The sequence below is a fragment of the Cellulomonas xylanilytica genome (assembly GCF_007989805.1).
GTDB lineage: Bacteria > Actinomycetota > Actinomycetes > Actinomycetales > Cellulomonadaceae > Cellulomonas > Cellulomonas xylanilytica.
In genome coordinates this window covers 185702-199092 of record NZ_BJUB01000002.1, presented here as the reverse complement: position 1 = coordinate 199092, position 13391 = coordinate 185702, and the positions used below count along the sequence as shown (strand labels likewise).

General features: G+C 73.0%; 13 protein-coding genes. 8 read left to right on the top strand and 5 right to left on the bottom strand.

Annotation, left to right across the window (positions count from 1 at the left end; translation table 11 throughout):
* Positions 1 to 4 precede the first annotated feature (4 nt).
* Both CXY01_RS03785 and CXY01_RS03780 read left to right on the top strand, forming a co-directional pair.
* Entirely contained in the window at positions 5 to 916 is a 912-nt protein-coding gene (locus CXY01_RS03785; protein WP_146925735.1) for a cation diffusion facilitator family transporter, read from the top strand.
* Between the two features lie 91 nt (positions 917 to 1007).
* Entirely contained in the window at positions 1008 to 1919 is a 912-nt protein-coding gene (locus tag CXY01_RS03780; protein ID WP_146925734.1) for an LLM class flavin-dependent oxidoreductase, read from the top strand.
* 210 nt (positions 1920 to 2129) lie between these two features.
* Here the strand turns inward: CXY01_RS03780 and galE are convergent, their stop codons facing one another.
* Positions 2130 to 3089, bottom strand: a complete 960-nt coding sequence (gene galE / locus CXY01_RS03775; protein ID WP_146925733.1) for a UDP-glucose 4-epimerase GalE — start codon at positions 3087 to 3089, stop codon at positions 2130 to 2132.
* Positions 3090 to 3305: 216 nt separating this feature from the next.
* Here galE and CXY01_RS03770 point away from each other — a divergent pair, with 216 nt between their 5' ends.
* From CXY01_RS03770 to CXY01_RS03745, 6 genes are read left to right on the top strand one after another with little or no spacing between them, the layout of a single operon-like run.
* Positions 3306 to 4466: a polyprenyl synthetase family protein gene (locus tag CXY01_RS03770; protein WP_186813286.1), complete on the top strand. Its 1161-nt coding sequence runs from the start codon at positions 3306 to 3308 to the stop codon at positions 4464 to 4466.
* Positions 4467 to 4482: 16 nt separating this feature from the next.
* Positions 4483 to 5397 (top strand): phytoene/squalene synthase family protein, encoded by a 915-nt coding sequence (locus CXY01_RS03765; RefSeq protein ID WP_146925731.1) that lies wholly within the window; start codon positions 4483 to 4485, stop codon positions 5395 to 5397.
* A complete protein-coding gene (gene crtI, locus CXY01_RS03760; protein ID WP_146925730.1) occupies positions 5394 to 7040 on the top strand; it encodes a phytoene desaturase family protein in 1647 nt (548 codons plus the stop codon). The genes CXY01_RS03765 and crtI overlap by 4 nt, the downstream gene beginning before the upstream one ends.
* A complete protein-coding gene (locus CXY01_RS03755; RefSeq protein WP_146925729.1) occupies positions 7037 to 7354 on the top strand; it encodes a lycopene cyclase domain-containing protein in 318 nt (105 codons plus the stop codon). The genes crtI and CXY01_RS03755 overlap by 4 nt, the downstream gene beginning before the upstream one ends.
* The gene (locus CXY01_RS03750; protein ID WP_146925728.1) at positions 7351 to 7656 is read left to right on the top strand and encodes a lycopene cyclase domain-containing protein; all 306 of its coding nucleotides are present in this window, start codon (positions 7351 to 7353) and stop codon (positions 7654 to 7656) included. The genes CXY01_RS03755 and CXY01_RS03750 overlap by 4 nt, the downstream gene beginning before the upstream one ends.
* On the top strand, positions 7653 to 8525 hold the full coding sequence (locus CXY01_RS03745) for a prenyltransferase (RefSeq protein ID WP_146925727.1): 873 nt from the start codon (positions 7653 to 7655) through the stop codon (positions 8523 to 8525). Before CXY01_RS03750 ends, CXY01_RS03745 begins: the two co-directional genes overlap by 4 nt.
* A 6-nt stretch (positions 8526 to 8531) precedes the next feature.
* Here CXY01_RS03745 and CXY01_RS03740 read toward each other — a convergent pair whose 3' ends face one another.
* The 4 genes from CXY01_RS03740 to CXY01_RS03725 are packed head-to-tail and all read right to left on the bottom strand — an operon-like array spanning position 8532 to position 13361.
* On the bottom strand, positions 8532 to 10565 hold the full coding sequence (locus tag CXY01_RS03740) for a beta-galactosidase (RefSeq protein ID WP_146925726.1): 2034 nt from the start codon (positions 10563 to 10565) through the stop codon (positions 8532 to 8534).
* On the bottom strand, positions 10562 to 11539 hold the full coding sequence (locus CXY01_RS03735; RefSeq protein ID WP_146925725.1) for an aldo/keto reductase: 978 nt from the start codon (positions 11537 to 11539) through the stop codon (positions 10562 to 10564). The genes CXY01_RS03740 and CXY01_RS03735 overlap by 4 nt, the downstream gene beginning before the upstream one ends.
* On the bottom strand, positions 11536 to 12405 hold the full coding sequence (locus CXY01_RS03730; protein ID WP_146925724.1) for a carbohydrate ABC transporter permease: 870 nt from the start codon (positions 12403 to 12405) through the stop codon (positions 11536 to 11538). The genes CXY01_RS03735 and CXY01_RS03730 overlap by 4 nt, the downstream gene beginning before the upstream one ends.
* The gene (locus CXY01_RS03725; protein WP_146925723.1) at positions 12405 to 13361 is read right to left on the bottom strand and encodes a carbohydrate ABC transporter permease; all 957 of its coding nucleotides are present in this window, start codon (positions 13359 to 13361) and stop codon (positions 12405 to 12407) included. The genes CXY01_RS03730 and CXY01_RS03725 overlap by 1 nt, the downstream gene beginning before the upstream one ends.
* Positions 13362 to 13391 lie beyond the last annotated feature (30 nt).

The following is a 13391-nucleotide window of genomic DNA, read 5'->3' as shown; positions in this document are numbered from 1 at the left end:
CCCGGTGGGACACGACCACTCCCACTCGACCGCGGCGCAGGCCCATCGCGGCCGGCTGCTCGCGGTGCTCCTGCTCACGCTCGCGGTGCTGGTCGTCGAGGTCGTCGGCGGGCTGGTCTCCGGGTCGTTCGCGCTGATCGCCGACGCGGGGCACATGCTCACCGACGCGGCCGGGGTCGGCCTGGCGCTGGGTGCCACCGCGCTGGCCGCCCGGCCCGCGACCGCGGCACGCACGTTCGGGTGGCAGCGCGCCGAGATCCTCGCCGCGCTGGTCAACGGGCTGGTCATCGCTGCGGTCGGGATAGGCGTCATCGTCGGCGGCATCGCCCGCATCGTCACCCCCGGTGAGGTCGAGGCGGGGCTGATGCTCGCCGTGGCGGTCGTCGGGCTCGCCGCCAACGCGGTCGGCCTCCTGCTGCTGCGCCGGGGGCAGGAGGAGTCGCTGACCGTGCGGGGCGCCTACCTCGAGGTGCTCGGTGACCTGCTGGGCTCCGCCGCGGTCGTCGCCGCCGCACTCGTGGTGATGGCGACGGGGTACCTGCGGGCCGACGGCATAGCGTCCGTGCTCATCGGCCTGATGATCGTGCCGCGTGCGGTCGCGCTGCTGCGCGAGGTGGGGACGGTGCTCCTGGAGGCCACCCCGCGCGGCGTCGACCTGGACGCCATCCGCGCGCACATCTGCGGCGTCCCGGGGGTGCTCGGCGTGCACGACCTGCACGCCTGGACCATCACGTCGGGCGTCCCGGTGCTCTCCGCGCACGTCGAGGTGCCGGACGACCTCCTGTCCCGCGGCGAGGCCGGGCGCGTGCTCGGCGACCTGCGGCGCTGCCTGGCCGGCCACTTCGACGTCGACCACTGCACGTTCCAGCTGGAGCCGCCGTCCACCACCGGCACCGAGCACCACGCGCACGCCTGACCCGTCGCACCACCCTGGACGTCCGCACTCGTCAGGGCTCGGACCCGCACGGGTGCGGACGTCACGGCGGGTGGGCGCATAAGGTCGGCGGATGGTTGCTGTGGGGATCGCGTTGCTGCCGCAGGAGCGGTGGGGGACTGCTCGTCGCAAGTGGGAGCAGGTCGAGGAGTGGGGGTTCGACCACGCGTGGACCTACGACCACCTGGCGTGGCGCACGCTCGTCGACCAGCCGTGGTTCGCGACCGTCCCCCTGCTGGCCGCGGCTGCTGCCGTGACCGAGCGCATCGGCCTCGGCACGTGGGTGGCGTCACCGAACTTCCGGCATCCCGTCCCGTTCGCGAAGGACGTGCTGGGGCTCGACGACGTCAGCAACGGCCGGTTCCTGCTCGGCGTCGGCGCCGGCGGTGAGGGGTTCGACGCCTCCGTCACCGGCGACCCACCCACCCGCGGGGAGCGGACCCGCCGGTTCGAGGAGTTCGTCGGGCTGCTCGACACGCTGCTGACGCAGCCGGTCACGTCGCATCAGGGCACCTTCTACCGGGCCCACGAGGCGCGGATGATCCCCGGCACCCTCGCGCAGCCGCGGACCCCGTTCGTGGTCGCCGCCAACGGTCCGCGCACGATGGCGCTGGCCGCCCGGTACGGCCAGGGGTGGGCCACCTACGGTCCCGCGTACGCCACGGAGGACGTGCCTGACGACCCCACCGCCGCGCAGGAGCAGTGGTGGACAGGGCTGGCGACGATGCTCGAGCAGGTCGACGCGATCGAGGCGGAGCACCGGCCCGCGGGGCAGCCCCCGCTGCGGCGCTACCTCAGCCTGGACGGGGCGCCGATCTTCTCGATGACCTCGCTCGACCTGGTGACCGAGGGCGTCGAGCGAGCCGCGGGGCTCGGCTTCACCGACGTGGTCGTGCACTGGCCGCGCGCCGACGGCATCTACGCCGGCGACGAGTCGGTGCTGGAGGGCCTGGTCGACCACCTGCCCCGCCTGCAGGCCCTCTGACCCGTACGGCACTGGCGACGCCAACGTCCGCACATCCGGTCGCCCGGACGACCGAACTTGCGGACGTCGCCGAGAGACCTGCGTGACGTCCGCACGTTCGGTCGTCGGAACGACTGTATGTGCGGACGTCTCGGAGATAGGGCTCTGACGTCCGAACGTTCGGGTGTCGGGACGCGTGAGTCTACGAACGCCGCGAGAGACGGCGGTGCGTCAGTGGGCCTGGCGGGCCTGCCAGGCGCTGGTGACCATGTCGAGGAGGGTGTGGCGCATCCGCCAGTCGAGGTCGCGGGCGGCCAGCTCGCCGGACGCGACGATGCGGGCGGGGTCGCCCGGTCGGCGCGGGCCTGTCTCGGGCTCGAACGGGATGCCGGTGCCCTCGGCCATGGCGTCCATGATCTCCCGCACGGAGACGCCCTCGCCGGAGCCCAGGTTGTAGACCGGCTCCAGGGTGCGGCCGGCGGCGAGCGCCTGGGCCGCGGCGACGTGCGAGTCGGCCAGGTCCGCCACGTGGATGTAGTCGCGGACGCAGGTGCCGTCCGGGGTCGCGTAGTCGGTGCCGTTGATGCGCGGCGTCCTGCCCGCGGCCAGGGCGTCCAGGACCAGCGGGAAGAGGTTGTGCGGGCTGGTGTCGTACAGCTCGGGGGTGGCCGACCCGACGACGTTGAAGTAGCGCAGCGACGTGTGACGCAGCCCGGCGGCACGCCCCTGGTCGCGCAGCAACCACTCGCCGATGAGCTTGGACTCGCCGTACGGGGACTCGGGGGCGGTCGCCGTGTCCTCGGTGACCAGGTCGACGTCGGGGGTGCCGTAGACGGCCGCGGACGACGAGAACACGATCGCGTCGACACCCTGGGAGGCCATCGCCTCGAGCAGGTGGGCCGTGCCGGTGACGTTCTGGTCGTACGTGTGCAGGGGGCGGTCCACGGAGACGCCCGCGTACTTGAACCCCGCGAGGTGGACGACGCCGACGATGCCGTGCTGGACGAGCGTGTCCGCGACGAGGTCGGTGTCGAGGATCGAGCCCTCCACCAGTGGCACCCCGTCGGGGACGAAGCCGCGGTGCCCGCTGGACAGGTCGTCCAGGACCACCGTCTCCAGCCCGACCTGCCCGAACGCCCGCACCACGTGCGACCCGATGTACCCGGCACCGCCGGTGACCAGCCATGTCATGGTGCCGAGCCTACCGACGACGATGCCGGGCGGCCGACCCGGCCGCCGCGGAGAGAAAGTCTGCGCCGGGTGCATCCGCCGGGGGCCCTGGGACCGAAGGGACGAGAACAACCGCGCGCGGTGGCGGTCCCGGAGATGCTCAGTACCCTGAGTATTCCTCGGGGCTCCGGCCGGGTGGGGGACGGGTCGGTGCCGGCGACAGGGACAGGAGAGCGCATGCACGTGGAGTCGGCGCTGCGGACGCAGCCACGCGCAGCCGAGGGGGAACGGGTCGAGACCGCCGAGCGGGTCGACGCCGTCGAGCGAGCGGGGCTGGCGAGGTCCGTCGAGCACACGATGGCGGCGACGTCGACGGTCCTGCAGGACTTCCTCGACGGCCGGGTGCGGGCGGCGGCCGCTCGGTCGGACGTCGCGGCACGCCTGTGGGCGGACCTCGCGGACGGCGTCGGCGGCAAGCTCATGCGGCCCCGGCTGGCAGTCGCCGCGTACCTCGGGATCCGGGGTGGGCACGGGGACGACGACTCCGCGGCCATCGCGCCCGTCGCCGCCGCGATCGAGGTGCTGCACACCGCGATGCTCGTGCACGACGACCTGCTCGACCACGACGAGGTGCGCCGCGGACGTCCGAACGTCGCAGGCGCCACCCGAGCACGCCTGGTCGGACGAGGGCTCAAGGAGCGGACCCTCGCCGACCAGGTGCAGGCCGCCGGGCTGCTGGCGGGCGACCTGGCCATCGCGTCGGCGTTCGCGCTGGTGGCGAGCGCACCCGCGGACCCGGCCGCCCTGCTCAGGGTGGTCCGGCTGCTGGCCGAGGGCATCGAGACGACGGTCGTCGGCGAGCTGCTCGACGTGACCGGTGCGCTGTCCTCGCCGCGGGACGTCGACGCGCTCGCGGTCGCGGAGCTGAAGACGGCCGCGTACTCGGGCAGCATGCCGCTGGTGGTCGGTGCGGTGCTGGCGGGTGCCGACGACGCGCAGGTGGCCCGGCTGGGCGCCGTGGGGTCCGCCCTGGGCGTCGCGTTCCAGCTGGCCGACGACGACCTCGGCGTGTTCGGCGACCCTGCGGTGACGGGCAAGTCCGTGCTGTCGGACCTGCGCGAGGGCAAGCGCACGGAGCTGCTGCGGCGGGCGTACGCGATGGCGGACGACGCCGGGTGCGCGCTCCTCGACGCGCACGTCGGCCGGGCGGACCTCGACGAGGAGGGTGCTGCGGCCGTGCGGCGCGTCCTGGTGGCCAGCGGGGCGCTGGACGCGGTGCGGGAGCTGACCCGGGCCACCGGGCTGCGCGCGCGGGAGCTGGCGGTGGACGGGGTGCCCGAGCCGTTGGGAGGCTACCTTGTGGGCGTCGTCGACGATCTCGTCGGACGAGGTCACTGACGTGCTGGGGGAGTCGATGACGGAACTGCGGTCAGCCCGCGACCGGGCGCTCCGGTTGTACGACAGCACGGCAGCGCGCACGAGCGCCGGCGTCCTGGCGGCCTACTCCACGTCGTTCGGCCTGGGCACGCGGCTGCTCGGGCGGCGCGGCCAGGAGGACATCCGCGCGATCTACGCGCTGGTGCGGCTGGCCGACGAGGTCGTCGACACCTACCGCGGCGACGACGCGGGTGCGGAGCTGGACGAGCTCGAGGAGCAGACCGCCCGCGCGCTGCGGACGGGGTACTCGACGAACCTGGTGGTGCACGCGTTCGCGCGGACGGCGCGACGCGTCGGCATCAGCGCCGCGGAGACCGGGCCGTTCTTCGCGTCGATGCGTGCGGACCTGACGGTGCGCGAGCACGACCGGGCCAGCTACGAGGCCTACGTCTACGGCTCGGCCGAGGTGGTGGGCCTGATGTGCGTCCGCGCCTTCCTCAACGAGGACCGCCGGCCCGGGGAGCCGGTGCGGGAGCCCGACCAGGTGCAGGTGCGCGGTGCACGGGCGCTCGGTGCGGCGTTCCAGAAGATCAACTTCCTGCGCGACCTGGGTGCGGACACCGAGGAGCTGGGCCGGACGTACTTCCCGGGCACCGTCCCGGGCCACCTGGACGACGCGCAGCTGGCTGCGATCCTGCGGGAGATCACCGACGACGTGGAGGCGGCTCGGGCGGCGGTGCCGAGCCTGCCGCGGCGCGCGCGCTACGCGGTCGGCGCCACGCTCGCCCTCTACCAGCGGCTGCTGGACGAGATCGCGACGCGCGCGCCCCAGGACCTGCTGGTCGGGCGGGTGCGGCTGCCCGCGCCGGTCAAGCTGCTGGTGGTGGGCGAGTCGGTGCTGGCCGAGGCCCGGGCGGGCAGGGCTGACGACCCAGGACGCCTCGACGCATGACACCCGGACGCGTCGTCGTCGTCGGGGGCGGCATCGCCGGGCTCACCACCGCCGCCCTGCTGGCCCGAGGTGGTGCCCTGGTGACCCTGCTGGAACGCCACGACCAGCTGGGCGGGCGGGCCGGGACGCTGTCGGTCGACGGGTTCCGGTTCGACACCGGGCCCTCCTGGTACTTTATGCCCGAGGTGTTCGAGCACGCGTTCGCCCTGCTGGGCGAGCGGATCGAGGACCACGTCGAGCTGGAGCGGCTGGACCCCGCGTACCGGCTGTTCCCGGAGCCGGTGGGCGACGGGCCGTCGGAGCCGTTCGACGTCGTCGGTGACGCCGAGACCAACTGGGCGACCTTCGAGCAGCGTGAGCCCGGGGCCGGGGACGCGATCCGCCGGTACACGGAGGACTCGACGCGGGCGTACCGGACCGCGCTCGACTCGTTCCTCTACACGACGTTCGCGCGGCCGGACCGGCTGCTGTCGCTCGACGTCGCCCGGCAGTCGGGGACGCTTGCGGGCCTGCTGACCGGGACGCTCGCGGACAAGGTCGCCGCGACGGTGACGGACCCGGTGCTCCGGCAGGTGCTCGGGTACCACGCCGTGTTCCTGGGGTCCTCGCCGTACCGGGTGCCGGCGCTGTACTCGCTGATGAGCCACCTCGACCTCGTCGACGGCGTACGTTTCCCTCGCGGTGGGATGTACACGATCATCGAGGCGCTCGAGCGCATCGCGCGCAAGGAGGGCGTCGAGGTCCGCACGGGTGCCGACGTGGCCGCCGTCGAGATCGACGACGCCGGCCCCTCGCTCCGGCATCCGCGCAGGTCAGGAAAGGCCCGTGGCGTCCGGCTGACCGACGGGACGTTCGTGCCGGCCGACGTCGTGGTGTCCGCGGCGGACCGGCACCACACCGAGACCGCGCTGCTCGGCTCGCACCGGGAGCTGCCCGAGCCGTGGTGGGAGGACCGGGGGCCGGGGATCTCGGCGCTGCTGGTCCTGGCCGGCGTGCGCGGGGAGCTGCCCGAGCTGGCGCACCACTCGCTGTTCTTCACGCGCGACTGGCCGGGCAACTTCGAGGACATCCTGGGGACCGGCCGGTCGACGCCCCCGGACGGGCTGCGGATCCCCGAGACCGCGTCGATGTACGTCTCGCGGACCTCCGCCAGCGACCCGACAGCGGCGCCGCCCGGGCACGAGAACCTCTTCGTCCTGGTCCCGTTCCCCGCCGACGCGTCGCTGGGCGCGGGGGACCGTGACGCCGTCGAGCGGCACGCCGACCGGTACCTCGACCAGATCGCGGACTGGGCGGGCATCCCCGGGCTCCGCGACCGCGTGGTGACCCGCCGCGTGGTCGCGCCCGCCGACTTCGCCCGCGACTTCTCCGCGTGGCGCGGCACCGCGCTGGGCATGGAGCACACCCTGCGGCAGAGCGCGATGTTCCGGCCGGGCGACGCGTCGTCGCGCGTCCCGAACGTCCTGCACGTCGGAGGTGGCACGATCCCGGGTGTGGGACTGCCGATGTGCCTGATCAGTGCCGAGCTCGTGGTCAAGCGGATGCTCGGGGAGACGTCGTCGCGACCCCTCCCCGCCCCGCTGCGCCCGGGCTACCTCGCGGCCGCGCGGCCTCGCGGGGTCTGGAGCGAGTCGGTCGGATGAGCTTTCTGTACCTCGGCGCCCTGCTGCTGTCGCTGGGCGGCCTCGCCGTGCTGGACCGCCGGTTCCGGCTGGCGTTCTGGTCCGCGCCGCGCCGCGCCGCGCTGACCGTGGGGATCGGCGTCGTCGCGTTCCTGCTGTGGGACGGGCTGGGGCTGGTGCTCGGCATCTTCGCTCGCGGCGACTCCCCGCACATGACCGGGCTCCTGCTGGCCCCGGAGCTGCCCGTCGAGGAGGCGTTCTTCCTGGCGCTGCTCTGCTACACGGCCCTGCTGTCCTGGCGCGCGCTGGACCGGTGGCGCGGGGAGCCCGCATGACCAACATCGTGCTCAACGTGATCGTCCTGGCGGTGCTGGGGGCGGTCTCGTGGCCGGTCCTGCGGCGGCTGCGTCCGGTGCCGATCCTGCTGACGGTGCTGATCCTCTGCGCCCTCACGGCGGTGTTCGACACCCTGATGATCGCGGCGGACCTGTACGTCTTCGACCCGGACAAGATCCTGGGCGTCTACGTCTGGGGCGCCCCGCTCGAGGACTTCGCCTACGCGATCGCCGCCGCGGTGGGGATGCCGGTGCTGTGGACGGTCCTGGGGCGCCGGAAGGCCCGGAAGGACGCCGCGTGAGAGAGGTCCTCGCCGCGTCCCGGCCGTTCTCCTGGATCAACACGGCGTACCCGTACGCGGCCGGCTACCTGCTGGCCACCGGCGGGCGGGTCGACCTCACGTTCGTCGTCGGCACGCTGTTCTTCCTCGGCCCGTACAACCTGCTGATGTACGGCATCAACGACGTCTTCGACTACGCCTCCGACCTGCGCAACCCTCGCAAGGGCGGGATCGAGGGCGGCCTCGTGGAGCCCGCCCGGGCGCGTGAGGTGCACCGCCGGATCCTGTGGGCGTGCCTGGTCACGACGGTGCCGTTCGTGGTCTACCTGCTGCTCGTCGGCGACGCCGCGGCCAACGCGACCCTTGCGCTGGTCCTGTTCCTCGTGGTCGCGTACTCGGCGCCCGTGCTGCGCTTCAAGGAGCGCCCGGTCCTGGACTCGCTGACGTCCGCGATGCACTTCGTCGGCCCGCTGCTCTACGCGCTCGTCCTCGTGGATGCGGACCTCGGCGCGTCGACGACCTGGCCGGTGCTCGTCGCGTTCGTGCTGTGGGGGATGGCGTCGCACGCGTTCGGCGCCGTGCAGGACGTCCGGGCGGACCGCGAGGGCGGGATCGCGTCCGTGGCGACCGCGCTCGGGGCGCACCCCACGGTGGTCGCCGCCACCGTCCTCTACGTCCTGGCGGCGGCCGTGCTGCTCGTGGTGCCGTGGCCGGGGACGCTCACGGCGGTGCTGCCGATCCCGTACGCGATCAGCACCGCGCAGTTCTGGTCCGTGCGCGACGAGGACTGCGAGCGCGCGAACACCGGCTGGCGACGGTTCCTCTGGCTGAACCTGGTGACCGGCTTCCTGGTGACGATGCTGCTGATCGTGATCGCCCGGACGGGCTGACCGCGGTCAGCCCGTCGTCGTGACGTCCCACGTGGCGTCCTCGTCCTCGCGCAGGACCAGGTACCCACCGGCCGCCACGGTCACGCCGTCGTCGGTCCGGCCGCCGGCCACCAGGTCGACGCCCGGACCGGTGACGCACGCCGCGCGCTCGCCGTGGTTGAGGACGAACAGGTAGTCGTGCTCGGCGCCACGGCGCCGGACCACCTCGACGGAGGCGGGGCGGTCGGCCACCACCGGGGCGACGCCCGCCGCAGCCGCGACGTCCTCCAGCAGGGCACGGGTCGCCGTCAGGTCGAGGTGCGTCGAGACGTAGGTGACCGTCCCCGTGCCGCGCGCGGCTCGGGTCACCGCAGGGGAGCCGTCCAGGTCGCCACCGCGGTACCGACGGAGCACGGTGGCGTCGTCGGGCTGCACCAGCTCGGACCACACCGTGCCGGTCGAGCCGTCGTCCAGGACCACGCTCTCGTCGGCCGCGAGCGGCGCCAGGTGCTCCACCCGCAGCCCGACCAGGTCGCGCAGCCGTCCCGGGTAGCCGCCCGTGACGACGTGCAGGTTCTCGTCGGCGATGCCGCTGAACGGCCAGACGACGACGTGCCCGCCACCCGCGACGAACTCCTCGAGGGAACGGACGGCTGCGTCGTCGAGGGCGAACATGCTCGGGACGAGCAGCACGCGGTAGTCCGACAGGTCGGCGCCGGGACGGGTGAAGTCGACCTCCAGGCCCGCGTGCCAGGCCGCACGGTGCACGGACCGCACGGCGTCGGGGTAGGTGAGGTGGTCCGACGGGAGGCTGCGGTTCTCCAGCGCCCACCAGCCCTCGGCGTGCCACCAGACGGCGATCTCGCTGCTCGTCAGCCGACCGTCGGCCGGCGGGCGGGTCACCTCGGCGATCGAGTCGAGGACCGAGCCGAGCTCGCACACCGCGCGGAACGTCGCGGAGTCGGCGCCGGCGTGCGGAACCATCGCGCCGTGCCACGCCTCGGAGCCCCCGGCCGACGCCCGCCACTGGAAGAAGAGCGACGACTGCGCGCCGCGCGCGACGTAGCCGAGCGAGTTGCGGACCGCCCGCGCCGGGTCCTTGAAGGTGATCCGTCCGCCGGTCGAGATCGAGCTCATCGACTGCTCCATCAGCAGCCACGGCCCGCCGTCCGCCCACGACCGGGTGAGGTCCGAGCCGTAGGCGACGTGCGCCTCCCCGTCCGGGCCTGTCGTGTCGAGGTAGTGGTCGACGGACGGCACGTCGAGCTCCGCGGACCAGCTCCACTGCTCGAGGTGGTTCCAGGTGGGCAGCATGAAGTTCGTCGTGATCGGCGCGGACGAGCCGGCTGCGCGGATCTCGGCGCGCTGCTCGCGGTACGCGTCGAGCATCTCGTCGGAGAAGAAGCGCCGGAAGTCCACGGACTGCGTCGGGTTGTGCAGGTACTGCGTCGCCCGCGGCGGGACGACCTGCTCCCAGGACTCGTAGTGCTGGCTCCAGAACGTGGTCCACCACGCCGCGTTGAGGGCGTCGAGCGTCCCGTACCTGTCCTCCAGCCAGACCCGGAAGGCGGCCGCGACGTGGTCGCACCAGCAGTACGTGCCGTACTCGTTGTGCACGTGCCACGCCCGCAGCGCCGGGTGGTCGCCGTAGCGCTCGGCCAGGACGCGCGCGATCGACCGGGACGCCTCGCGGTAGGCCGGGGCGCACACGCAGTAGGTGTCGCGGCTGCCGTGCCACAGCCGGGTGCCGTCCGCGAGGACCGGGAGGGCGTCCGGGTGCGCGGCGGTGAACCACGGTGGCGGGGAGGCGGTCGGCGTGGCGAGGACGACGCCGATGCCGCCGGCGTGGAGCAGCTCGACGACGTCGTCGAGCCAGCCCAGGTCGTACCGGCCCTCCTCGGGCTCGAGGAGGGCCCAGGAGAAGACGCCGATGGTCGCGGTGTTCACGCCGGCGCGCTGCATGAGCTCGACGTCCTGCGCCCAGACCTCGCGCGGCCACTGCTCGGGGTTGTAGTCGCCGCCGAACCAGAACCGGTCGGGGGCGAAGGGCGTGCGGGTCATCGGATCTCCTGGTGGTGCGAGAGCGTCATCGACCGTCGGGTCCGAGCCACACGCTGGTCGGGGACCAGCGTCGCGAGCTCGTCCCACAGGTCGGCGGGGACGGGGTGCCGCGCCCAGGCGAGCGCGTCGTCGATCTGCTGCGGGCGGGTCGCACCGACGATCGTCGAGACGATGCGGGGGTCACGCGTGGACAGCTGGAGTGCCGCCGCGGCCACGGGGACGCCGTGCCGGGCGCAGGCCTGGCCGATCGCGGTCCGCGCCGCGACGTGCTCGGGCGTCGCCGGGCGGTACGCGTACGTGAGGGCGACGCCCTCCTGCGGCTCGCGGGCGAGGATGCCGCCGCCGTACGGCGCGGCGTTGAAGACCGCCACGCCGTGCTCGACGGCCGCGTCGAGCAACGCGTCGGCGGACCGGTCCAGCAGGGTGAGCCGGTTGTGCGTCACGGCGGCGTCGAACACCCCGAGGCGCACGAAGCGCTCCATCATCGCGGCGGGTCCGCCGGCGACGCCGACGAGCCCGACCACGCCCTCGTCCCGGAGCGCGAGCAGCGCCTCCAGCGGGCCGCCGGGAGCGGTCGCGGCGGCGAAGGAGATGCGCTCCGGGTCGTGCAGGTGGACCAGCGGCAGGTGGTCGACCCCCAGCCGGGCGAGGCTCTCGTCGACGGAGCGGCGGACGCGGTCGCCGGAGAAGTCGTCGTCGCCGGGAGCCGGGTCGACCTTGGTCACCACCACGTGCCCCGCCGGGACGCCTCCGAGGGCGCGCAGCACGGCGCCGATGCGCTCCTCGGAGCGGCCGTAGTTGTTGCCGGTGTCGAGCGCGGCGAGCGGACCGGTCAGGGCCGCGGTGATCGTGGCCTGCGCCGTGGGGTCGTCGACGCGCGGGCTGCCCAGCGCCGAGGCACCCACCGTGAGCACGCTGACCTCCACACCGGGGGCGATCCTCCTGCGCCCGGCCGGGTCGGGTGAGGCGCTCATCCCTTGAGCCCGCCGCTGATGAGGTCCAGCCTCCAGAACCGCTGCAGGAAGAGCAGCAGCGCGACGAGCGGGATGATCGACACGGCGGCGCCGATGATCGCGATGCTGTACAGCGCCGGCTCCCCGGAGCCCTTGGACAGCAGCGTGTAGAGCCCGACGGTGATCGGGTACTTGTTCTGGTCGGACAGCATGATGAACGGCAGCAGGAAGTTGTTCCAGATGCCGACGAACTGCAGCATGAAGACGGTCACCATGCCCGGCAGCATCATCGGGATCCCGATGTTCGTGAAGATCCGGGCCTCGCCGGCGCCGTCGAGACGGGCGGCCTCGATGGTCTCCACCGGCACGGCCGCGGTCGCGAACACGCGGCAGAGGTAGATGCCGAACGGCGAGACGATCATCGGCAGCAGCACCGACGCGTACGACCCGGCGAAGCCGAGCTTGGACATCAGCAGGTACTGCGGGATCGCCAGCGTGATGCCGGGGATCAGGACGCCCGCCAGGATCGCGTAGAACACCAGGTTCCGGCCACGGAACTGGTACTTGGCCAGGCCGTAGCCCGCCATCGCCGAGACGATGACCGACAGGACCGACCCCACGCCGGCGTACAGCAGGCTGTTCAGCGCCCAGCTGCCGTACTGGCCGCCGCCGTACGCGAACAGGTCCTTCAGGTTGTCCACCAGGCCGCTGCCGGGCGCGAACGTGAACGTGGTGAAGAGCTCGGAGCGCGACTTGGTGGAGGCGACGATCACCCACGCCACGGGCACGAGGCAGTAGATCGCGCCGACCAGGATGACGGCGGTCGGCAGCGCCTTGGACAGGAACGGGGTGCGCACGGTGTCGTGCGCGAGGGTGGGCTGGGACATCAGCTCTCTCCGAAGGCGCGCTTCTGCGTCAGCCGCAGGAGGATCACGGACAGGGCGACGGTGCACACGGCGAGGAACACCGAGCCGGCGGCCGCGCGGGGCAGGTCGTCGCGGACGAAGGCGTCGCGGTAGATCGTCATGAGCGGCACCCAGGTCTGGGAGATCGCGCTCGTCATGGGCCGCAGCGTGGTGGGCTCGCCGTAGACCTGCAGCGTGCCGATGAGCGCGAACAGTCCGGTGAGGACCAGCGCCGGGGTCACCAGCGGCACCTTCACCCGCCACGCGATCTGCCACTCGTTCGCACCGTCGATGCGGGCCGCGTCGTACAGCTCGGACGGGATGCCCCGCAGGGACGTGTAGATGATGATCATGTTGAACCCGACGCCGCCCCAGATCGCGATGTTGGCGATCGAGCCGAAGATCTCGGGGTTCTCCAGGAAGGGGATCGTCCCCCAGCCCAGCTGCTCCGTCACGTACGAGAACGGACTGGTCAGCGGCAGGTACATGAAGCCCCACATGAGCGTCGCGACGACACCCGGGACCGCGTACGGGATGAAGATGGCCGTCCGGGAGAACCGCTTGGCCCGGGTCGCCCCGAGGTCGAGCAGCAGCGCGAACACGAGCGCGAGGCCCAGGGTGAGCGGCACGGCGATCGCGCCGTAGACGGCGAGCCGCCCGAAGCCGGCCAGGAAGTCGCGGTCGGTGATCGCCGAGACGTAGTTGCCGAGCCCGATGAACACCTCCTGCCGCTTGCCGAAGGCGCCGCCCTCGACGAGCCGCAGGCCGCGGAAGCTGAGGTAGACCGAGTAGAGCATCGGCACGAGCAGGAACGCGAGGTACAGCACGACCGCCGGCGCGACGAACACGTACGGGGCGATCGGCGAGCGCCGTCGGCTTCTCGTCCTGGTGGTGCCGCCGGTCGACGTGGTCGTCGGCATGGTCGTCGTGGTTGTCATGTCCCTCTCCGCCGGCAGGCCCGGCCGGGG

What these genes read in the sequence shown, in the direction of transcription:
- CXY01_RS03780 (WP_146925734.1), top strand. Translation starts at nt 1,008, where the DNA reads ATGGTTGCTGTGGGGATCGCGTTGCTGCCGCAGGAGCGGTGGGGGACT.
- galE (WP_146925733.1), bottom strand. Translation starts at nt 3,089, where the DNA reads ATGACATGGCTGGTCACCGGCGGTGCCGGGTACATCGGGTCGCACGTG.
- CXY01_RS03770 (WP_186813286.1), top strand. Translation starts at nt 3,306, where the DNA reads ATGCACGTGGAGTCGGCGCTGCGGACGCAGCCACGCGCAGCCGAGGGG.
- CXY01_RS03765 (WP_146925731.1), top strand. Translation starts at nt 4,483, where the DNA reads ATGACGGAACTGCGGTCAGCCCGCGACCGGGCGCTCCGGTTGTACGAC.
- crtI (WP_146925730.1), top strand. Translation starts at nt 5,394, where the DNA reads ATGACACCCGGACGCGTCGTCGTCGTCGGGGGCGGCATCGCCGGGCTC.
- CXY01_RS03755 (WP_146925729.1), top strand. Translation starts at nt 7,037, where the DNA reads ATGAGCTTTCTGTACCTCGGCGCCCTGCTGCTGTCGCTGGGCGGCCTC.
- CXY01_RS03750 (WP_146925728.1), top strand. Translation starts at nt 7,351, where the DNA reads ATGACCAACATCGTGCTCAACGTGATCGTCCTGGCGGTGCTGGGGGCG.
- CXY01_RS03740 (WP_146925726.1), bottom strand. Translation starts at nt 10,565, where the DNA reads ATGACCCGCACGCCCTTCGCCCCCGACCGGTTCTGGTTCGGCGGCGAC.
- CXY01_RS03735 (WP_146925725.1), bottom strand. Translation starts at nt 11,539, where the DNA reads ATGAGCGCCTCACCCGACCCGGCCGGGCGCAGGAGGATCGCCCCCGGT.
- CXY01_RS03730 (WP_146925724.1), bottom strand. Translation starts at nt 12,405, where the DNA reads ATGTCCCAGCCCACCCTCGCGCACGACACCGTGCGCACCCCGTTCCTG.
- CXY01_RS03725 (WP_146925723.1), bottom strand. Translation starts at nt 13,361, where the DNA reads ATGACAACCACGACGACCATGCCGACGACCACGTCGACCGGCGGCACC.